At 62.4% G+C, this 21,234-nt stretch carries 18 protein-coding genes; 4 read left to right on the top strand and 14 right to left on the bottom strand.

Translation table 11 applies throughout. The features are described 5' to 3' along the window. Positions 1-11 precede the first annotated feature (11 nt). Positions 12-1,175: a type III PLP-dependent enzyme gene (locus tag QQ992_RS04775; protein ID WP_016713187.1), complete on the bottom strand. Its 1,164-nt coding sequence runs from the start codon at positions 1,173-1,175 to the stop codon at positions 12-14. 507 nt (positions 1,176-1,682) lie between these two features. Between QQ992_RS04775 and QQ992_RS04780 the strand changes: the two genes are divergently transcribed. From QQ992_RS04780 to QQ992_RS04790, 3 genes are all read left to right on the top strand, one after another. Further along, entirely contained in the window at positions 1,683-2,168 is a 486-nt protein-coding gene (locus QQ992_RS04780; protein ID WP_286112404.1) for a sigma-70 family RNA polymerase sigma factor, read from the top strand. Between the two features lie 20 nt (positions 2,169-2,188). After that, positions 2,189-3,151, top strand: coding sequence for a FecR family protein (locus QQ992_RS04785; protein WP_286112406.1), 963 nt, complete (start codon positions 2,189-2,191; stop codon positions 3,149-3,151). A 107-nt stretch (positions 3,152-3,258) separates the two neighbouring features. Continuing rightward, positions 3,259-5,688: a TonB-dependent siderophore receptor gene (locus QQ992_RS04790; RefSeq protein ID WP_286112408.1), complete on the top strand. Its 2,430-nt coding sequence runs from the start codon at positions 3,259-3,261 to the stop codon at positions 5,686-5,688. 122 nt (positions 5,689-5,810) lie between these two features. Here the strand turns inward: QQ992_RS04790 and QQ992_RS04795 are convergent, their stop codons facing one another. The 4 genes from QQ992_RS04795 to QQ992_RS04810 are packed head-to-tail and all read right to left on the bottom strand — an operon-like array spanning position 5,811 to position 9,256. Next, positions 5,811-6,968 carry an osmoprotectant ABC transporter ATP-binding protein OsmV gene (locus QQ992_RS04795; RefSeq protein ID WP_198750421.1) on the bottom strand — a complete coding sequence of 386 codons (1,158 nt, stop codon included), beginning with the start codon at positions 6,966-6,968 and terminating at the stop codon, positions 5,811-5,813. Then, positions 6,965-7,618 (bottom strand): ABC transporter permease, encoded by a 654-nt coding sequence (locus QQ992_RS04800; protein ID WP_016713182.1) that lies wholly within the window; start codon positions 7,616-7,618, stop codon positions 6,965-6,967. The genes QQ992_RS04795 and QQ992_RS04800 overlap by 4 nt, the downstream gene beginning before the upstream one ends. Further along, a complete protein-coding gene (locus tag QQ992_RS04805) occupies positions 7,615-8,529 on the bottom strand; it encodes a glycine betaine ABC transporter substrate-binding protein (protein WP_286112412.1) in 915 nt (304 codons plus the stop codon). The genes QQ992_RS04800 and QQ992_RS04805 overlap by 4 nt, the downstream gene beginning before the upstream one ends. A gap of 13 nt (positions 8,530-8,542) precedes the next feature. Then, positions 8,543-9,256, bottom strand: a complete 714-nt coding sequence (locus QQ992_RS04810) for an ABC transporter permease (RefSeq protein ID WP_028698933.1) — start codon at positions 9,254-9,256, stop codon at positions 8,543-8,545. 558 nt (positions 9,257-9,814) lie between these two features. On the opposite strand from QQ992_RS04810, the gene QQ992_RS04815 reads away from it, so the two are divergent. Next, a complete protein-coding gene (locus QQ992_RS04815) occupies positions 9,815-11,398 on the top strand; it encodes a peptide chain release factor 3 (RefSeq protein ID WP_016713179.1) in 1,584 nt (527 codons plus the stop codon). A gap of 116 nt (positions 11,399-11,514) precedes the next feature. Here the strand turns inward: QQ992_RS04815 and QQ992_RS04820 are convergent, their stop codons facing one another. The 9 genes from QQ992_RS04820 to QQ992_RS04860 all read right to left on the bottom strand — a co-directional run bounded on the left by QQ992_RS04820 (position 11,515) and on the right by QQ992_RS04860 (position 21,184). Next, positions 11,515-12,594, bottom strand: coding sequence for a polyamine ABC transporter substrate-binding protein (locus tag QQ992_RS04820; RefSeq protein WP_286112414.1), 1,080 nt, complete (start codon positions 12,592-12,594; stop codon positions 11,515-11,517). 52 nt (positions 12,595-12,646) lie between these two features. Then, complete coding sequence (locus QQ992_RS04825; RefSeq protein ID WP_016501370.1) at positions 12,647-12,988, bottom strand: cupin domain-containing protein; 342 nt, start codon at positions 12,986-12,988, stop codon at positions 12,647-12,649. Between the two features lie 32 nt (positions 12,989-13,020). Next, positions 13,021-14,427, bottom strand: a complete 1,407-nt coding sequence (locus tag QQ992_RS04830) for an NAD(P)/FAD-dependent oxidoreductase (protein WP_286112416.1) — start codon at positions 14,425-14,427, stop codon at positions 13,021-13,023. Positions 14,428-14,491: 64 nt separating this feature from the next. After that, positions 14,492-15,301 (bottom strand): AraC family transcriptional regulator, encoded by an 810-nt coding sequence (locus tag QQ992_RS04835; RefSeq protein WP_286112418.1) that lies wholly within the window; start codon positions 15,299-15,301, stop codon positions 14,492-14,494. A 287-nt stretch (positions 15,302-15,588) separates the two neighbouring features. Next, positions 15,589-16,557, bottom strand: coding sequence for a peptide ABC transporter ATP-binding protein (locus tag QQ992_RS04840; RefSeq protein ID WP_105946952.1), 969 nt, complete (start codon positions 16,555-16,557; stop codon positions 15,589-15,591). Beyond that, positions 16,557-17,525: an ABC transporter ATP-binding protein gene (locus tag QQ992_RS04845; protein ID WP_286112420.1), complete on the bottom strand. Its 969-nt coding sequence runs from the start codon at positions 17,523-17,525 to the stop codon at positions 16,557-16,559. Before QQ992_RS04845 ends, QQ992_RS04840 begins: the two co-directional genes overlap by 1 nt. A gap of 10 nt (positions 17,526-17,535) precedes the next feature. Continuing rightward, entirely contained in the window at positions 17,536-18,462 is a 927-nt protein-coding gene (locus QQ992_RS04850; protein ID WP_019098681.1) for an ABC transporter permease subunit, read from the bottom strand. Positions 18,463-18,472: 10 nt separating this feature from the next. Further along, a complete protein-coding gene (locus QQ992_RS04855; RefSeq protein WP_012316108.1) occupies positions 18,473-19,483 on the bottom strand; it encodes an ABC transporter permease subunit in 1,011 nt (336 codons plus the stop codon). Between the two features lie 90 nt (positions 19,484-19,573). Beyond that, positions 19,574-21,184 (bottom strand): ABC transporter substrate-binding protein, encoded by a 1,611-nt coding sequence (locus tag QQ992_RS04860; protein ID WP_286112424.1) that lies wholly within the window; start codon positions 21,182-21,184, stop codon positions 19,574-19,576. Between the last annotated feature and the right edge of the window lie 50 nt (positions 21,185-21,234).

The following is a 21,234-nucleotide window of genomic DNA, read 5'->3' on the forward strand; positions in this document are numbered from 1 at the left end:
CCCGTTTTGCATTACAGGTAGTAAGCCTTCAGCGGCGGGAAGCCGTTGAATTCCACCGCGCTGTAGCTGGTGGTGTAGGCGCCGGTCGACAGCCAGTACAGGCGGTCACCGATGGCCAGGTTCAGCGGCAGGCCGTACTTGTAGTTTTCGTACATGATGTCGGCGCTGTCGCAGGTCGGGCCGGCGATGACCACTTCTTCGGCTTCGCCTTTCTTCTCGGTCCAGATCGGGAACTTGATGGCCTCGTCCATGGTTTCGATCAGGCCGGAGAACTTGCCCACGTCGGTGTAGATCCAGCGCTCGACTGCGGTACGCGACTTGCGCGCCACCAGCACCACTTCGCTGACCAGGATACCGGCGTTGGCAATCAGCGAACGGCCAGGTTCCAGGATGATTTCCGGCAGCTCGTCACCGAAGTCTTCTTTCAGGAAGCGGATGATCTCTTCAGCGTAGGTTTCCAGGCTGTTGGTACGGGTGATGTAGTTGGCCGGGAAGCCGCCACCCATGTTGATCAGCTTGAGCTCGATGCCGTCTTCTTCCTTCAGGCGCTCGAAGATCACCTTGACCTTGGCAATGGCAGCATCCCACACGCTGATGTCACGCTGCTGCGAGCCCACGTGGAAGGAGATGCCGTAAGGCACCAGGCCCAGGTCGCGGGCGAGGATCAGCAGGTCCATGGCCATGTCGGTCTGGCAGCCGAACTTGCGGGACAGCGGCCAGTCAGCCGTGGTCGAGCCTTCAGTCAGGATACGCACGTACACTTTCGAGCCCGGTGCGGCCTTGGCGATGTTGCGCAGGTCGGCTTCGGAGTCGGTGGCGTACAGGCGCACGCCCTTCTCGTAGAAGTAGCGGATGTCCTTGGACTTCTTGATGGTGTTGCCGTAGCTGATACGATCGGCGCTGACGCCACGGCCCAGCACTTTGTCCAGCTCGTAGATCGAGGCGATGTCGAAGCTCGAACCTTTCTCTTTGAGCAGGTCGATGATTTCGACGGCCGGGTTGGCCTTGACCGCGTAGTACACCTTGGCGAATTCGAAACCGGCGCGCAGGTCGTCATAGGCCTGGCTGATCATCTGGGTATCGATGAGTACGAACGGGGTTTCCTGCTTGTCGGCGAACGCCTTCATTTTCTGGAAGGTGTCACGCGCGAAATAGTCTTCGACCTGGATCGACATGCTCAGGGACTCCATGGGCAAACTGAAAGAATAAGTGGCTGCAAACTGAACGTCCTCCGTATCCCCACTTTGGTTCGCCTACTCAGTACTTGAGCCGGATGGATCGTTTCCAGCATGGACGTTCGGCGCGCACTTTAGGGCGTGAAGAATGCAGAATCAACAGGTAATCCGGGCGTGATCGGCGTGGATCGACGACCAGCCATTTGAATAACCGACCCATGTGACCGGCTGATGTTCCCCACGATGTTTCAAGCGTTAAATATTGTGGAATAGACCGTATTGGCTCCTTCGCGGGCGCGCCCGCTCCCACAGGCATCGCGCGTTTTCTGTGGGAGCGGGCGTGCCCGCGAAAGGGCCTCAGGTGTTCATATTTATGGCCACATTTTCCTGGTACCCACGTACAGGAAAACGCCCATAAATTTTTTGTTACCGACTGGCGGATTTGCTGGTTTTGATGAGAAACATTACTATTCGCACCCTTATCTGCCTCCCTGATGACCCCCGACCGTGTCCGGACACAAAGGCTTCCTCGACCATTACCATGAGCTGATCGGCACCTGGACGCGCAAACTGCGCAGTCGTCAGCAGGCCGAGGACCTCACCCACGATGCCTTTGTCCGGGTACTGGAAAACCCGCGCGAACAGGTTGAGCAGCCACGTGCCTACTTGCACCAGACCGCACGCAACATTGCCGTGGATGGCTTCCGCCGCGAAGACCGCCGCCAGGCCCTGGAGCTGGAAACCTTCGACGAGGGCAGTAGCGGCAGTGGCGACCCGGAGGCCTACGTGCAAGCCCTGGAGCTGGCCGACAGCGTCGAGCGGGCACTGGCCGAGCTGCCGCTCAACTGCCGGCAGGTGTTCATCTGGCAGAAGCTCGAAGGCCTGACCCAGGCCGAAATCGCCGAGCGCATGGGGTTGAGCAAGAACATGGTCGAAAAGTATATGATCCGCACGCTCCGGCATTTGCGTGAACATCTGGATGTGTCGGTATGAAGCGTCAGGAGACCTTTTCGATGAAACAGCACGGTACCGATACCGTCCGCGAGCAGGCGGCCGCATGGTTTGCCCGCGTGCAGGATGCGCCTCGGGATGCCGGGTTGCAGACCCAGTTGCGTGCCTGGTTGGTGAGCGACGCGCGCCACCGGGAAGAGTACGAACACCTCAACCGCGTGTGGCAGGCCGCCAGCTTCATTCCACGTCAGCGCCTTGAAGCGCTGTGCCAGCCAGACCCGGTGCAGCAACTGCCACGTCGGCGTTTCGTGCGTCAGGCCTTGGCCGCCAGTGTGGCGGTGTTGGCGTTGGGCCTGGGTTGGGGCGGCTGGCATTACCAGCAACTGAACCATCAGGGCAGCCTGCAGACTGCCTTTAACGAGCGCCGCCAGGTTGAGTTGCCGGATGGCACGTACCTGGAACTCAATGGCAACACACAGGTGCAGGTCGATTTCAGCGCCGGCCAGCGGCATATCCGCCTGAGCGCCGGCGAGGTGATGTTCAGCGTCGCCCACGACAGCGCCAGGCCGTTCGTGGTCGATACTGCCCAAGGCAGCGTGACCGTAACCGGTACCCGCTTTGATGTGCGTCTGGACCCGGCCAGCACCCGGGTAGCGGTGGAACAGGGCTCGGTGCGTGTGCAGGGCAAGGGGGCGTCGCTTGCGCAGCTCACGGCCGGGCAGGGTTCGCATATAGATGTACAAGGCGTGGTGTCCGCACCTTACGCCGTCAATGCTGCCGCCGTGACTGCCTGGCGGCAGGGTAAGCTGGTGTTCGACAATGCCACCCTGGCCGAGGTGGTGGCCGAAGCCTCGCGCTATCGCAGCCAGCCGCTACGGGTTGCCCCTGGCAAAGTCGCCCAGATGCGCCTCTCCAGCACCTTCAGCACCGACGACACCGACGCGCTGCTGCGGGCCTTGCCGAGCATCCTGCCGGTGGCCATCAAGGCCCATGAAGACGGCTCTCGCGAAATAATTGCGAAATAGATTCAGGTTTTTTTCCACTCGTTCGTCTTCCTCGCCAGCTGCAACTGCCAAGCATTTCCATTTGCACGCGGTTGGCGTTTATTCCGCATTCAGGATGTTTCGACGACGTGAACAACAACAAGCCTTTCCCACGCTTCCGCGCCCTGGCGCTGGCCCTGGCGGTCAGTGCCGTGGCCGTCAACAGCCAGGCTGCACAGGCCGGCAACACCATCCAGATCCAGGCCCAGCCGCTGGGTTCGGCGCTGAGCCAGCTTGGCCAGCAGACCAACCTGCAACTGTTCTTCAGCCCCGAGTTGGTGGCTGGCAAGCAGGCCCCGGCGGTGTCCGGCAACCTGGCGCCGGTGCAAGCGCTGCAACAGTTGCTGCAAGGCAGCGGGCTGACCTTCGAGATGTCCCAGGACACCGTTGTGGTAAAGCCGCTGCCGACTACCCTTGATTTGGGCAGTGGCAGCCTGGAACTGGCGCCCACCGACATCAAGGTAGTCGGTGACTGGCTGGGCGATGCGCAGCAGAGCGTGGTGCAGAACCACCCCGGGGCGCGCACCGTGGTGCGCCGCGAGGCGATGGTGGAAAAGGGCGCCATGAACGTGCGCGATGTGCTGCGTGGCATCCCGGGTGTGCAGGTGCAGGATTCCAACGGCACTGGCGGCAGCGACCTGTCGCTGAACGTGGGCGTGCGCGGCCTGACCTCGCGCCTGTCGCCGCGCTCCACCGTGTTGATCGACGGCATCCCGGCCGCGTTCGCGCCGTATGGCCAGCCGCAGCTGTCGATGGCGCCCATTTCCTCGGGCAACCTCGACAGCATCGACGTGGTACGTGGCGCAGGCTCGGTGCGCTATGGCCCGCAGAACGTGGGTGGGGTGATCAACTTCGTCACCCGGGCAATTCCGGAAAAGGCCTCGGCAGAGCTGTCCACCACCCTGGAAACGTCCCAGCACGGCGGCTGGAAGCACACCGAGTCGGCCTTCGTCGGCGGCACGGCAGACAACGGCATGGGTGTGGCACTGCTGTACACCGGCGTCAACGGCAACGGTTACCGTGAAAGCAACAACGGCAACGACATCGACGACGTTATCCTCAAGACCCACTGGGCGCCGACCGATGTCGACGAGTTCTGGCTCAACTTCCACTACTACGATGGCCGTGCCGACATGCCCGGTGGCCTGACCCAGGCCCAGTACGACAGCAACCCGTACCAGTCGCTGCGCGACTACGACTACTTCGCCGGTCGGCGCAAGGACGTGTCGTTCAAGTGGCAACGCCAGCTCGACGATGCTACCCAGTTCGAAGTGCTGACTTACTACACCGACAGTTTCCGTGGCAGTGCCATCGCTTCGCGTGACATGAAGACCCTGTCGTCGTACCCGCGCAACTACCACACCTTCGCCATCGAGCCGCGTGTGTCGCGTATCTTCTTTGCCGGCCCGACCACGCAGGAAGTCAGTGTGGGTTACCGCTACCTGAAGGAAGCGATGCGAGAGCAGTCGACGCGCCTGGCGCTGATCGACAACGTGCCCACCGTGACCCCGACCTCCGACGGCCATGTGTTCCAGGACCGCAGCGGTGGCACCGAAGCCAGCGCCTACTACATCGACGACAAGATCGACGTGGGCAACTGGACCATCACCCCGGGCATCCGCTTCGAGCACATCAACACCGACTGGCGCGACCGCCCGGTGCTGGATGCCAACAACCGCCCGGTAGCGGAGAAGAAACGCAGCATCACCAGCAACGAGCCGCTGCCGGCGCTGAGCGTGATGTACCACATCTCCGACGCGTGGAAAGTGTTCGCCAACTACGAAACTTCGTTCGGCAGTTTGCAGTACTTCCAGCTGGGCCAGGGCGGGACTGGCAACAGCACGGCCAATGGCCTGGAGCCGGAAAAGGCGAAGACCTACGAAATCGGCACGCGTTATGACGATGGTGGTTTTGCCGGTGAGCTGACGGCGTTCTACATCGACTTTGATGACGAACTGCAATACATCAGCAACGACGTGGGCTGGACCAACCTGGGGGCGACCAAGCACCAGGGGATCGAGGCTTCTGTGCGCTATGACCTGGCCGGGCTGGACCCGCGCCTGGATGGCTTGTCGGTGAGCGGTGGCTACACCTTTACCCGGGCAACCTATGAAGGTGAGATCCCGGGCTTCAAGGGCCGTGACTTGCCGTTCTATTCACGCCAGGTGGCCACTGCCGGTGTGCGTTACGCGGTCAACCGCTGGACCTGGAACCTGGATGCCTACGCCCAATCCAAGCAGCGTGCGCCGGGTACCGGGATCAACTCCGATGGCAGCTTCAACGGTGATTACATTACCGAGCCGAGTGCCGATGGGCAGTATGGCGACATCCCGGGTTACGTGACCTGGCATGCCCGTGGCGGGTATGAGTTCGGGCCAGAAATGTCCAACCTGAAGCTGGCGGCGGGGGTGAAGAACCTGTTCGACAAGCAGTACTTCACCCGCTCCAGCGACAACAATGCCGGCATTTATGTGGGTGAGCCGCGGACCTTCTATGTGCAGGCCCGCGTAGGGTTCTGATCTGAGATCGCCGGGGCCGCTGTGCGGCCCTTTCGCGACACAAGGCCGCTCCTACAAGAGTACGCGATCCCCTGTAGGAGCGGCCTTGTGTCGCGAATGGGGCGCAACGCGCCCCCGACTTTCTACGAAACCACCGCCTCAGCTGGCGAAACAATGCTGGTCTTCGCCCCCCGCGATCTACCCGAACTCAGGTAAGCCGCAATCGACTCCTGCGTCACCTCGCCCAAGAACACCTGCTCGGCATCCAGCACCGGCAACCAAGCCCGGTTGAACTCGTACATGCGCGACAGCAGGATGCGCAAATGCTCATCATGCGACGCCGTGGCATTGAACGGCCGCAGGAAGTCACCGCAGGTGCCTTGCTGGCGGTGCATGTCACGCCGGCGCACATACCCCAGCGCCTTGTTCTGCGCATCGGTCACCACCACATAGCGGCGGTCGTGTTCATCCAGCAGTTCCAGTGCATCGCTGACCGGCGTTTCCGGGCTCACCGACGGCGCGTTGTCCGCCGCATCCTCGGCACGTACCAGCAATAGGCGTTTGAGGGTGCTGTCCTGGCCCACGAAGTTGCTGACAAAGTCATCTGCCGGGTGCGCCAGCAGGGTGTCCGGGTGGTCCAGCTGCAGCAGTTTGCCGGCACGGAAGATGGCAATCTTGTCGCCCAGCTTGATCGCCTCGTCGATGTCGTGGCTGACCATGATCACGGTCTTGTTCAGCGCCCGCTGCATCTCGAAGAACTCGTTCTGGATCATTTCGCGGTTGATCGGGTCGACCGCGCCGAACGGCTCGTCCATCAACAGCACGGGTGCTTCCGCCGCCAACGCTCGGATCACACCGATGCGCTGCTGCTGGCCTCCGGACAGCTCACGCGGGTAGCGCTGCAGGTACTGCTTGGGCTCCAGCTTGATCATGTGCATCAGCTCGCGAGCACGCTCGTGGCATTTCTGCTTGTCCCAGCCGAGCAGGCGCGGGACCACGGTGATGTTCTCTTCGATGGTCATGTTGGGGAACAGGCCGATCTGCTGGATCACATAGCCGATGTGCCGGCGCAGGGTCACCTCGTCCAGCCCGGTGGTGTCTTCGCCGTTGATGAACACCTGTCCCGAGGTGGGCGTGATCAGGCGGTTGATCATTTTCAGCGTGGTGCTTTTGCCGCAGCCCGAGGGGCCGAGGAACACGCAGATTTCCCCTTCATTGACGGTGAGGTTTACCGCGTCGACGGCTTTCACGTCCTTGCCGTTGACGTTGAAGGTTTTGCTGAGGTTCTTCAGTTCGATCATGAGCGCAGTCCTTCTGGAGTCAGGGCACGTTGCAGGGTTTGCAGGAGCAGGTCGGCAATGATTGCCAGCAGGCTGACCAGCACGGCGCCGACCAGCAGCATCGACATGTCGCTGCGGCTGATGGAGGTGAGGATGAGTACGCCAAGGCCGCCAGCGCCGATGGTGGCGGCGATGGTCATGACGCCGATGTTCATCACCACAGCGGTGCGTACGCCGGCAAGGATCACCGGCACGGCGATGGGCAGCTCGACCATGCGCAGGCGCTGGCCGAAGGTCATGCCGATGCCGCGTGCGGCTTCACGGATGCCGGGCTCGACGTTGGTCAGGGCCAGGTAGGTGTTACGCATGATCGGCAGCAGCGAATAGAGGAACACGGCAGTGATCGCCGGGAGTGGTCCAAGGCCTTGGCCGAATTTGGAGTAGAACGGCAGCAGCAGGCCGAACAGGGCAATGGAGGGGATGGTGAGCAGCACCGTGGCGCTGGCCTGCAATGGGCCAGCGAGGGCCGGGAAGCGTGTCATCAGAATGCCCAGCGGCACCCCGACGAGGATCGCCAGGCCTACAGCGATGCCCACCAGCATGATGTGCTGCCAGGTCAGTTGCAGCACCTGGGCCCAGTCCAGGTGGCTGAAGGTATCGATCAGGTTCATGGCTGGCCCTCGCTGTTCAGTGGGTGCTCACGCAGGAAGGCGGCGGCAACGGCGGTCGGGTTCTGGTGCTCGACGTCGACCTTGGCGTTGAGCTGGCGCATGGTTTCGTCATCCAGCTGTTCGGCCAGCGGCTTGAGCAGGCCGGCCAGTTGCGGGTTGGCGTCGAGCACGGCCTTGCGCACCACCGGGGCGGCGGTGTAGTCCGGGAAGTAGTGTTTGTCGTCTTTCAGCAGCTTGAGGTCGAAGGCGTTCAGGCGGCCATCGGTGGTGTACACCAGGCCGGCGAACACCTGGTTGTTGCGCATGGCCGTGTAGACGAGGCCGCCGTCCATCTGGCGGATGTTGCGACGGTCCAGCGGCAGGCCGTACATCTCGCGCAGGCCGACCAGGCCGTCGGGGCGGTTGGCGAACTCGGTGTCTAGCGCCACCAGGTGAGTGCGCTGGCTTTCGTCACGCAGCACCTGGTTGAGGTCGCTGATGGTGTTCACCTGCGGGTAGGCTTCGGCCACCTTCCGGGGCAGGCCCAGCGCATAGGTGTTGCTGAACTTCGACGGGGTCAGCCAGATCAGGTCTTTCTTTGCGTCCAGCGCCTTTACCCTGGCGAAAGTGGCTTCGGCGTTGGGCATGCGCTCGTCGATGTGGTTATACGACACCAGCGATACGCCCGTGTATTCCCACATCAGGTCGAGCTGGCCGGTCTCCTGGGCCTGGCGTGCGATGTTGCTGCCGAGGCCGGTGGTGACGCGCACGTCGAAGCCATTGGCACGCAGGTATTGCGCGGTGATTTCGGCGAGCACGGTCTGTTCGGTGAACACCCGCGCGCCGATGCGCACCAGCGGTTTTTCCGCTGCCTGGGCAAATCCTGCGAACAGCAGGGCCGCGCCCAGCAGCAAGGCGATTCTTTTCTTCATACGTTCCCTATCCTTATTGGGCCAGGCCACGTTCCAGCCAGCGCTTGCTGGAGAAACTCACGGCTGCGTCCAGCACCAGGGCCAGCAGCGCGGTGCATGCGGCGCCCAGCAGCAGCTGTGGCTGGTTGTTCAGGGCGATGCCGGGGAAGATCAGGCTGCCCAGGCTGTTGGCACCGATCAGGAATGCCAGCGGCGCAGTGCCCACGTTCAACGCCAAGGCCACGCGCACACCACCGACGATGATCGGCACGGCGTTGGGCAGTTCCACCTGCCAGAGTTGCTGGCGCGGGGTCATGCCGATGCCGGTGGCGGCTTCCTTGAGCGAGGCGGGGACGTTTTTCAGGCCTTCGTAGGTGTTGCGCACGATGGGCAGGAGGGAGGCGAGGAACAGTGCGAAGATCGCAGGCCCGGCGCCGATGCCCAGAATACTCAGGGCGATGGCCAGAACGGCCAGGGGAGGGATGGTGTTGCCAACGTTGAAGAACTGCATGAAGCGCTCGGCTTTGTCGACCCGATGCGGTCGACTGAGCGCAATGCCAGCGGGGATGCCCACGGCCAACGCCGCCGCCATCGAAGCCAGCACCAGTACCAGGTGCGCTTGCAGGTAGAACCCAAGATCGTCGCGATAACGCGTGATCGTGTCGATGCCGATCCAGTGGATCAGCAGGGCCAGGATGACGAGCACGGTGGCGCATCCCAACAGCCCTTTTCCGTAGCGTTTAGCCACAGGCGGACTCCTTGTGTTGTCGGCGAGCACACGTCTTGGTTGCCGGCCAGTCCTGGCGGCGGATGGTGTGTTCGCGAGTAGCAGCTTGATACACGCCGAAGGCTGCGATCAGGCCATGAGCCGAACCCCGTCGGGCCCGAAAATGCTGATGAAACCAGTCCCCAACCGAAGCGGGTTGCAGGGGAGTGGACGTCTCCGTGGGTGTAAAGGTTCCCATCTGAGGCGGCATTTGGCCAGCGTTAATCACTGGGGTCTTGAATTTTTGGCGAGAAAAAACAGCAGCTTAATGCGGCACAGGCGTTGATATCACTGCGCTTTGGCCATTTGTCGTGATAAAGCGATTGCCTGATGAATATGTTGCTATTGGTCTGGCCCTATCGCCGGCAAGCCAGCTCCCACAGGTACTGCGCAAGGCGTTAATGCTGTGGAGGTCTTTGTGGGAGCTGGCTTGCCGGCGATGAGGCCGGAACAGGTGCCGCTGGTTCACTAGATTTTGGTCCCCGCCCAACTTCAGGTATGATATCGCCCCTTTTTAATCCCCCAGTCAGGCGATTTCCCATGACCAACCAGGCCGCCGAAGTCGCGAAGCGCCGCACTTTCGCAATCATTTCCCACCCCGACGCCGGTAAGACCACCATCACCGAGAAGCTGCTGCTGATGGGCAAGGCCATTGCCGTCGCCGGTACCGTGAAGTCGCGCAAGTCCGACCGCCACGCCACCTCCGACTGGATGGAAATGGAGAAGCAGCGCGGCATCTCCATCACCACCTCGGTGATGCAGTTCCCGTACCGCGAGCACATGATCAACCTGCTCGACACCCCCGGCCACGAAGACTTCTCGGAAGACACCTACCGCACCCTGACCGCCGTGGACTCGGCGCTGATGGTGCTCGACGGCGGTAAAGGGGTTGAGCCGCGTACCATCGCCCTGATGGACGTGTGCCGCCTGCGCGATACGCCGATCGTCAGCTTCATCAACAAACTCGACCGTGACATCCGCGACCCGATCGAACTGCTGGACGAGATCGAAGCCGTACTGAAGATCAAGGCCGCGCCGATCACCTGGCCGATTGGTTGCTACCGCGACTTCAAAGGCGTGTACCACCTCACCGGCGACTACATCGTGGTGTACACCCCTGGCCACGGCCATGAGCGCACCGAAGCCAAGATCATCCAGAAGCTGGACTCGGACGAAGCACGCGCACACCTGGGTGACCAGTATGACTCGTTCGTCGAGCAGCTGGAGCTGGTGCAGGGCGCCTGCCATGAGTTCAACCAGGAAGAGTTCATCAACGGTCAGCTGACCCCGGTGTTCTTCGGTACGGCACTGGGCAACTTCGGTGTGGATCACGTGCTCGACGCCGTGGTCGACTGGGCGCCGCGCCCGCTGGGCCGCGTTGCCCACGAGCGTACTGTCGAGCCTGTGGAAGAGAAGTTCACCGGCTTCGTGTTCAAGATCCAGGCGAACATGGACCCGAAACACCGCGACCGTATCGCTTTCATGCGTATCTGCTCGGGCAAGTACGAGAAGGGCATGAAGATGCGCCACGTGCGCCTGAACAAGGACCTGCGTATCGGCGATGCGCTGACCTTCTTCTCCTCCGAGCGTGAACAGCTGGAAGAGGCCTTTGCCGGTGACATCATCGGCCTGCACAACCACGGCACCATCCAGATCGGTGACACCTTCACCGAAGGCGAAGCGCTGGGCTTCACCGGTATCCCGCACTTCGCCCCGGAGCTGTTCCGTCGCGTGCGCCTCAAGGACCCATTGAAGTCCAAGCAGCTGCGCCAGGGATTGCAGCAGCTGGCTGAAGAAGGTGCCACGCAGGTGTTCTTCCCGGAGCGCAGCAACGACATCATCCTGGGTGCGGTCGGTGTGCTGCAGTTCGACGTGGTCGCCAGCCGCCTGAAGGAAGAGTACAAGGTCGAGTGCGCCTACGAGCCGATCACCGTGTGGTCGGCCCGCTGGATCAGCTGCGACGACAAGAAGAAGCTTGAGGAATTCCAGACCAAGGCCATGGAAAACCTGGCCATCGACGGTGGTGGTCACCTGACCTACCTGGCCCCGACCCGGGTCAACCTGTCGCTGATGGAAGAGCGCTGGCCGGACATCAAGTTCCGCGCTACTCGCGAGCATCACTGACCTTACAGGCCTGCATCTGACCCTGTGGGAGCGGGTTTACCCGCGAATGCGTCGGTAGATTCAACATCGCATTCGCGGGTGAACCCGCTCCTACAGTGACTGCGTTATGGCTGCATTCAGTTTCCTGCCTTTATGCTGGTCCAGATCCGTGTCCTGATACGGTCGATCTTCGCCGGCATCGCCTCCAGCGCATACAGCTTGCCCATCACATCCTCGCTTGGGTAAATCATCGTATTACCCTTCATCGCCGGGTCCACCAGCCTGTCCGCCTTCAGGTTGCCATTGGCGTACTGCACATGGTTGCTGATGTTGGCCATCACGTCCGGCTGCAGCAGGTAGTTCATGTAGGCATACCCGGCTTTTTCATCCGGAGCATCCGCCGGCATGGCCACCATGTCGAACCACATGGGCGCGCCTTCCTTGGGGATCGAGTAGCCCACCTTCACCCCGTTCTTCGCTTCTTCGGCACGGTTTTTCGCCTGCAGCACATCCCCCGAGAAACCCACCACCACGCAAATGTCGCCGTTGGCCAGGTCGCCGGTGTACTTCGATGAGTGGAAGTAGCTGATGTACGGGCGTACCTGCATCAGCAGTGCCTTGGCCTTGTCGTAGTCCGCCGGGTTCTGGCTGTGGTGTGGCAGGCCCAGGTAGTGCAAGGCAATTGGCAGCAGTTCAGGGCCGTTGTCCAGCACGGCAACGCCGCAGCTCTTCAGCTTGCTCATGTACTCGGGTTTGAAAATGAGGTCCCACGAATCAACCGGCGCATTGTCGCCGAGCACCGCCTTGACCTTGTCGATGTTGTAGCCGATGCCGGTACTGCCCCACAGGTACGGGAAGCCGTACTGGTTGCCTGGGTCGTTCACTTCCAGTGCCTTGAGCAGCACCGGGTTGAGGTTTTGCCAGTTGGGCAACTGCGACTTGTCCAGGCGCTTCAGGGCCTTGCCCTGGATTTGCCGGGCCATGAAGTGGTTGGAGGGGAACACCACATCGTAGCCGGAGTTGCCGGTCATCAGCTTGCCGTCGAGGGTTTCGTTGCTGTCGTACACGTCGTAGGTGGGCACGATGCCACTGGCCTGCTGGAAGTTTTTCAGCGTGTCAGGGGCGACGTAGCTGGACCAGTTGTAGATCTTCACGGTTTCGGCGGCGCCGGCCACGCTGGCGGCCAGCATCAGGGGTGCAAGAAGGAGCGTGCGCATGTCGGGGTTACCTTGCTTTGTCTGTTGTTATCGAAGGCAGGCGATCAGCGGATCAGAAGATAAGGACGTAGGTCTTGCGCACGGTCTCCTGGATGTCCCAGGTGCCAGTGCTGTTGGCCGGTAGCATCAATGCGTCTCCGGCTTCTATGACCAGGGGTTCGCCACCGTCGGGGGTGAAGGTGCAGCGGCCCTTGATGAAGTGGCAGAACTCCTGTTGCACGATCTGCCGGCGCCAGCGCCCGGGGGTGCATTCCCAGATGCCGGTTTCCACGCCGTCGCTGCGCTCCACGCAGGTGACCGACGTCACGGCCACGGGTTCGCCAAGCGGTACCGCGACCGGGTTGCTGCTGTCGAGCACGGCGCTGTCAGTGTTCTTGAACTGGGTGATGCTCATGACCGGTGGATCCTGTGTAGGGGAAAGGAAAGTCAGTGCATGAAGCCTTCCATGAAGTCCGCAAGCGAGCTGGCCAGGCGCCGCCTCCAGGGCGCGCTGGCGGGGTTGGCGAGGGTCCGGTCCTCGTGGACGAAGCTTTGGATGATGGCGTTGTAGCCCAGCCAGCGGCAGGGTTCGGGTGGCCAGCTGGCCAGGCTGGAAACCGGGCGGTTGTCGAGCACCCAGGGCTGCGCGGTCAGTTCGTTGTGCTGGTTGAGGATCAATGCTGCAAGCGTGCGCCCGCCCAGGTTGGTGGCGCCGACACCTTCGCCGCCGTAGCCGCCAGCCAGGGCGATACCGCGCTGGCGGTCGCACAGCATGTGCGGGCGGAAGCGTCGGGCCATGCCCAGGTTGCCACCCCAGGAGTGGGTGATGCGTACGTGTTTCAGTTGCGGGAAGAGCTCGCTGAACAGGTAACGGCGCAGTTCGATTTCATGCGCGTCGAGGTTGAAGTTTTCGCGCAGTCGGCCGCCGAAGCGATAGCCTCCGCGGGCACCGAACACCAGGCGGTTGTCGGCGGTGCGCTGGCCATAGGTGACCTGGCGGCTGCTTTCGCTGAAGGCCTGGCCTTGGCTCAGGCCGATCTGCTCCCAGGTCGAGTCCGGCAGCGGTTCGGTAGCCACCAGCAGGCTCTGTACGGGCAACTGATGTTTGCCCAGTGGTGGCAGGCTGGCAGCGTAACCTTCCACGGCGGGCACTACCCACTGGCAGCGAATCCGTGCCAGCGGCGTGCGCACCTCGCCGGGCTGCCAATCGATGGCCGGCGTGTTTTCATAGATCGGCACGCCCATCGCCTCCACTGTCCGAGCCAAGCCGCGCACGAGTCTGGCCGGTTGAATGGTCGCGGTGTGCGGGCTGTAGATGGCGCCAAAGGCATTGCTGACCCGCAGCTGGGCGTCCAGTTGCTCGGGGCGCAGCCAGCGGTAGTCGTCTTCGGTCATGCCTTGGCGATACAGATCATCCAGGTAGGCGCGCAGGCTGCGTTCCTGCTCCGGGTAGCGTGCGGCGCAGTACAGCACGCCGCCTTTGCGGTAGTCGCAGTCGATACCTTCGCGTTGCAGCACACGCTGTACTTCGTCGGGAATGCCGTGCAGCAGGTCGATGCTGGCGCGTCGCTGTTGTGGCGACAGGGTGGCCAGCAGGCGGTCTTCGCCCAGCAGGTTGCCCATCAGCCAGCCGCCGTTGCGCCCGGAGGCGCCGAAACCGGCGATGTTGGCGTCGATCACCGCAACGTTCAGCTGCGGGGTCTGGCGCTTGAGGTAGTAGGCAGTCCACAGGCCGGTGTAGCCGGCACCGATGATGCACACGTCCGCAACCAGGTCTTCACGCAGGGCCGGGCGAGCGCACAGTGGCTCGTCGAGCTGGTCCATCCACAGGCTGAGCGTGCGCAGGGGTTGCATCGGGTTGGGCTCCACATCCGTCAAGGTCTGTGGGCGATCCTAGTGGGGTGTGCGGGCGGCTGTCTTACGTGCGTGCACGCAGGGAAATTTGCTTCAGGTAGGCCTTGGGCGTGAGGCCGGTGTGTTCCCGGAAGCACTTGTAGAACGCTGACAGTGAGTTGAAGCCGGCGCTGAACGCCAACTCGTCAATCGTCGCCTCGACGCTGTCGTCGTCCAGGCTGGCCATCAGGTGTTGCAAGCGAGCCTGGTTGACGTAGCGGTAGAAGCTTTGCCCAAGCACCTGGTTGAGCAGGTAGGAAATCTGGTTGCGGCTGTAACCACTGGCGTCGGCGACCTGTTGCAGGTCCAGCTCCGGGTCCAGGTAGGGGCGCTGGCGCTGGAAGTAGTGTTCCAGGTCCTGGGCCATGGTCGACAGTTGCCGTGGTGACAACCCCAGGCGGCTGGTGGCAGGGCGCGGGCCGGTACTGGCGTGCCCGCTGCTGTTCTGGCGAACCAGCGTGGCGTATTCGTTGACCCGCCAGATCAGGCCATCCTTGACGGTGATCGCCTCGCTGGACTGGAACGCCACCAGGCCATCGCCACCCTGGACCGTGACCTGGTACTGGATGAATGCGGTGCAGCCATCGACGCGGATGCGGTCGCTGTGGACGATGTCTTCGCCGGCTTCATGGGGCAGGCAGGCGCGTACGTAGTCATGCAGCTCCCGATAACCGAGCACGCGGTTCTGGAAGAAGTCGTGGTACTGGATGTCGGGGTGGTAAAGCGCGATGACGCCGTCGAGGTCGCGGTGCTTCCAGCACAGGTGGTAGCGCAGCACGGTGTCGGCGGTGAGCGGGGTTTGCTCGGGGCCGTCGGGGAGGGTGGTGGCGGTCATGAAACTGATAGTGCATTGCAGAACACCCAGGTGCAAGGGTGTGGATCTGGCATTTTGCACGGTTTGATCAAGCGGTTCTGAGGCTAAGTTTCTGAATTATTTAAAAGTAATTTTTTGATACAGCTGGCATGGGCGCTGCACCTGTTACTTCAACAACGAAGAAGGAGAAAGGCCATGCGCTCGATACTGCTGTGGATGATTGGGGTGCCGATTCCAGTGATTATCCTGATCTGGTTCTTCATGCATTGAGAGTTTGGGGCCGCAAAGCGGCCCCGGCTATTCAAAGCTTAAAGAAACTGCTCGGCATAGTGACAAGCCACCTGGCGGGTACTCACCAGCCGCAAAGCGGGCACTTCCTTGGCACACCGCTCGGTCGCATGCGGGCAGCGCTTGTGAAATGCGCACCCATCCGGCGGGTTGAGCGGGTTGGGCAATTCCCCGGCAATGCGGATCTTCGGCTTCAGCGGGTCCGGGTGGATGGCCGGCGTCGCCGACAGCAACGCCTGGGTATAGGGGTGCAACGGTTTCTCGTAGATATCCTCTTTAGGCCCCATCTCCACCGGTCGCCCCAGGTACATCACCAGCACCTGATCGGCCACATGCCGCACCACCGCCAGGTTGTGCGAGATGAACACGTAGGCAGTGTTGAATTCCTTCTGCAAGTCCATGAACAGGTTCAGTACCTGCGCCTGGATCGACACGTCCAGTGCCGACGTTGGCTCGTCCGCCACCAGCACTTTTGGCTGCAGCATCATCGCCCGGGCCAAGGCGATACGCTGGCGCTGGCCACCCGAGAACATGTGCGGGTAGCGCTGGTAGTGCTCGGGGCGCAGGCCCACCTGCTCCATCATCTTCTGCACTTTGTCGCGCCGCTCGGCCTTGCTCAGTGACGTGTTGATCAGCAGGGGCTCGGCCAGCTGGTCGCCAATCTTCTGCCGTGGGTTGAGCGAAGCGTAGGGGCTCTGGAACACCATCTGCACGTCGCGGCGCAGTTGCTTGCGCTCAGCCTTGCTGGCGCCTTTCACCTCGGTGCCGGCGATTTGCAGCGAGCCGGAAGACGGCTCTTCGATCAAGGTCAGTGCCCGGGCCAGGGTCGATTTGCCACAGCCGGACTCGCCAACCACGGCCAGGGTCTTGCCGGCTTCCAGCTCGAACGACACACCATTCAGCGCACGGACCAACGCATGGCCTTTGAACAGCCCGCGGGAGACTTCGTAATGCCGGGTCAGCTCCCGGGCGGATAGAACGACGGTCATTACGCCACCTCCTGGTTCAGCGGGTAGAAGCAGCGCACCAGGCTGTGAACCTGGGGATCAAGGGGCGGGCGTTGGTGACGGCAGTTGTCCTGCACATAGGGGCAGCGCGGCGACAACAGGCAGCCGACAGGGCGGTCGTAACGGCCGGGGACGATGCCGGGCAGGGTGGCCAGGCGTTCGGCGCCGATGCTGTGCTCGGGGATCGCCGCCAGCAAGGCTTCGCTGTAAGGGTGGGCGGGTACGTCGAACAGCTCCGGCACCTGGCCTACCTCCACCGCCTGGCCGGCGTACATCACGCACACGCGCCTGGCCGTTTCGGCGACCACGGCGAGGTCGTGGGTGATCAGAATGAGCGCCATGTTGCGCTCCTTCTGCAGGTTGACCAGCAATTCCATGATCTGCGCCTGGATGGTTACGTCCAGTGCGGTGGTTGGTTCGTCGGCGATCAGCAGCTTGGGCTCGCCGGCAATGGCCATGGCAATCGCCACACGTTGGCTCATACCGCCGGACAGCTGGTGCGGGTAGGCATCCAGGCGGCTTTCCGCAGCCGGGATCTCGACTTTTTTCAGCAGCTCCAGGGCACGCTGGCGCGCGGCCTTGCCCTTCAGGCCCAGGTGCTGGCGCAGCACTTCCTCGATCTGGTAGCCCACGGTGTAGCTGGGGTTGAGCGCGGTCATCGGGTCCTGGAAGACCATGGCGATGTCCTTGCCTACCACCTTGCGCCGCTGGCGGCCGCTGAGCTTGAGCATGTCGGTGCCGTCGAAGGTGAGGGCGTCGGCGGTGATGCTCCCGGGGGCGTCGATCAGGCCCATCAAGGCCATCATGGTGACCGATTTACCCGAGCCGGATTCGCCGACGATCGCCAGGATTTCGCCGGCTTCTACCGTCAGGTCCAGGCCGTCGACCACCGGTACCGCCGTGGCGTCGCCGAAGCGCACGTTCAGGTTGTTGATCTGCAACAGTGACATGGCGTTCTCCTCAGGCGGCGTTCTTGAGTTTCGGGTCCAGCGCATCGCGCAGGCCGTCGCCCATCAGGTTGATTGCCAGCACACTGAGCAGAATGGTCAGGCCAGGCAGGCTCACCACCCACCAGGCGCGCTCGATGTAGTCACGGGCCGAAGCCAGCATGGTGCCCCACTCCGGGGTTGGCGGCTGTACACCGAGGCCGAGGAAACCCAGGGCGGCCGCGTCGAGGATCGCCGAGGAGAAGCTGAGGGTTGCCTGCACGATCAGCGGTGCCATGCAGTTGGGCAGCACGGTGACGAACATCAGCCGTGGTAGCCCGGCACCGGCCAGGCGTGCTGCGGTCACGTAGTCGCGGTTCAGCTCGCCCATCACGGCGGCGCGGGTCAGGCGCACGTAGGAGGGCAGGGAAACGATGGCAATGGCAATGACGGTGTTGATCAGGCCTGGGCCGAGGATGGCAACGATGGCCACCGCCAGCAGCAGCGAGGGCAGGGCCAGCATCACGTCCATCAGGCGCATGATCGACGGGCCGAGCAATTGCGGGAAAAAGCCGGCCAGCAGGCCCAGCAGGATGCCCGGGATCAGCGATATCACCACTGACGACAAGCCGATCAGTAGCGACAGCCGCGCGCCCTGGATCAAGCGCGAAAGCAGGTCGCGGCCCAGCTCGTCAGTGCCGAGGATGAATTGCCAGGTGCCGCCCTCCAGCCACACGGGCGGTGTCAGCAGGAAGTCGCGGTACTGCTCGCTGGGGTCATGCGGGGCGACCCACGGTGCAAACAGCGCACAGAACACCACCAGGCACATGAAGGCCAGGCCCATCACAGCGCCTTTGTTGCGCGCGAAGGCTTGCCAGAATTCTTTGTAGGGCGAGGGGTAGAGCAGGCTCTGGTCCACCGGGCTGGCCGGCGACACGGGTTTGGGAATCGGGCTAGTCATGGCAAGGGCCTCAGCGCTGATGACGGATGCGTGGGTTGGCCAGGCCGTAGAGAATGTCCACGACGAAGTTGACCAGGATCACCAGGCAGGCGATCAACAGGATGCCGTTCTGGACCACGGGGTAGTCACGGGCGCCGATGGCTTCGATCAGCCATTTGCCGATGCCCGGCCAGGAAAAGATGGTTTCGGTCAGCACCGCGCCGGCCAGCAATGTGCCGACCTGCAGGCCGAACACGGTCAGCACCGGGATCAAGGCATTGCGCAGGCCATGCACGAACACCACGCGCGCTGGCGACAGGCCTTTGGCGCGGGCGGTGCGGATGTAGTCTTCGCGCAATACTTCGAGCATCGACGAGCGGGTCATGCGGGCGATGACCGCCAGCGGGATGGTGCCGAGCACGATGGCTGGCAATATCAGGTGCATCACCGCGTCCTTGAACGCGCCTTCTTCGTCGCTGAGCAGCGTGTCGATAAGCATGAAGCCGGTTTTCGGCTCGATGTCGTAGAGCAGGTCGATGCGCCCGGACACCGGGGTCCAGCCCAGGCTCACCGAGAAGAACATGATCAGGATCAGGCCCCACCAGAAGATCGGCATCGAGTAGCCGGCCAGGGAAATACCCATCACCCCATGGTCGAACAGCGAACCGCGCTTGAGCGCGGCGATCACCCCGGCCAGCAGGCCGACGATGCCGGCGAACAGCAGGGCGGCGAAGGCCAGTTCCAGGGTGGCCGGGAACAAGGTGAGAAACTCGCTCCACACGCTTTCGCGGGTACGCAGCGATTCACCCAGGTCACCTTGGGCGAGCTTGCCCACGTAGTCCAGGTACTGGACCGGCAGTGGTTTGTTCAGGCCCAGGCGCTCCATGGCCTGGGCGTGCATTTCGGGGTCGACCCTGCGCTCGCCCATCATCACTTCCACCGGGTCGCCGGGGATCAGGCGTATGAGCGCGAAGGTCAGCAAGGTGATGCCGAAAAAGGTCGGTATCAACAGGCCCAGGCGCCGGGCAATAAAGCTCAACATTGTCGGGTTACCTCTTCAGACCGTGCAGCCAGTAGCACGCCACGGCAGTGCCGCCGGTCCCCGTGTGGGTTGCCGGCGGTCGTTGTTGTTCTACTTCACCTTGGTGGTGGCGAAGTTATTTTTGGTCAGAGGGCTGATCACGTAGCCCTCCACGTTGTCACGCATGGCCACGAACACCTTGGGGTGGGCCATGCTGATCCAGGGTTGGTCGTCATCGTACACCTTCAATGCCTCGCTATAGAGCCTTGCACGTTCCTCGTCATTGATCACTTCGCGGGCGCGGGTGATCAGCTCCTGGAATTTCGGGTTGCACCAGCGGGCGTAGTTTTCGCCATTCTTCGCCGCTTCGCAGCTCAGCAGCGGGGTGAGGAAGTTATCGGGGTCGCCGTTGTCGCCGGCCCAGCCGACGGACACCAGGTCGGCTTCGCCATTTTTCGCACGGCGTAGCATTTCGGCCCACTCCATCACCCGAATGTTCAGCTTCAGGCCGATCTGCTTCAGGTCGGCTTGCAGCATCTCGGCGGACAAGCGCGGATTAGGGTTGGTCATGCCGCCACCGTTGCGGGTGAACAGTGTGATGACGGTACCCTCCGGTACGCCAGCTTCCTTGAGCAGGGTGCGCGCCTTGTCGAGGTCTCGTGGCGGGTTCTTGTTGCTGGTGTTGTAACCGATGATGGTTGGTGGGTAAGGGTTCACGCCGACCAGCGCATTGCCTTTGCCAAAAAGCTGGTCAACGTGGGCCTGGCGGTCGAAGGCCATATTGATGGCTTTGCGTACGCGCACATCGCTGAGGTATTTGTGCTCGGTATTCATGGCGATGTAGCCCGTGACCAGCGCTTCGGTCTCGGCCAGTTTGAGCTTGGGGTCGGCCTTGATCGAAGGTACATCTTCCGGCTTGGGGTATAGCGCGACCTGGCATTCATTGGCGCGCAACTTCTGCAAGCGAACGTTGCTGTCGGTTGCGATGGCGAAAATCAGGGCATCGGCCGGCGGCTTGCCGCGGAAGTAGTCCGGGTTGGGTTTGAAGCGGACCTGGGCGTCCTTGTTGTAACGCTGGAAGATGAACGGGCCGGTGCCGATCGGCTTGCTGTTCAGCTCGGCGGTTTTACCAGCCTTGAGCAACTGGTCGCCGTATTCGGCGGAATAGATCGACGTGAAGCCCATGGCCATGTCGCGCAGGAACGGTGCTTCGGCCCGGGTGAGGGTGATCACCACGGTGTGGTCGTCGGTCTTGTCCACCGACTTGAGCAGGCGCTTGAAGGCCATGCTTTCGAAATACGGGTAACCGACACTGGTCTTGTCATGCCAAGGGTGCGCAGGGTCGAGCTGACGGCGCAGGCTCCATAGCACATCGTCGGCGTTGAACGTGCGCGTGGGGGTGAAGTAGTCGGTGCTGTGGAATTTGACGCCCTGACGCAAATGGAAGGTGTAGGTCAGGCCGTCTGGGGAAATGTCCCAGCGTTCGGCCAGGGCCGGCTCGATGTCGGTGGTACCTGGCTTGAAGTCGACCAGGCGGTTGAACAGCGTTTCGGCGGTGGCATCGAACGTGACGCCGGTGGTGTACTGCACAACGTCGAACCCTTCCGGGCTGGCCTCGGTGCACACCACCAGCGGTTTGGCCGCCAGCTGCGTGGCGCTGCTCAGCACCAGCGCGGCCAGGGCAAGGCGTAACGGTATCGATTTGATGAAAGCGCTCTGCATGGGTCACAGACTCCCGGCTTGCATTGATTCCAGCGTAGCTGCCACGGCCC

This window comes from Pseudomonas kurunegalensis (assembly GCF_030291635.1).
Lineage (GTDB): Bacteria > Pseudomonadota > Gammaproteobacteria > Pseudomonadales > Pseudomonadaceae > Aquipseudomonas > Aquipseudomonas monteilii.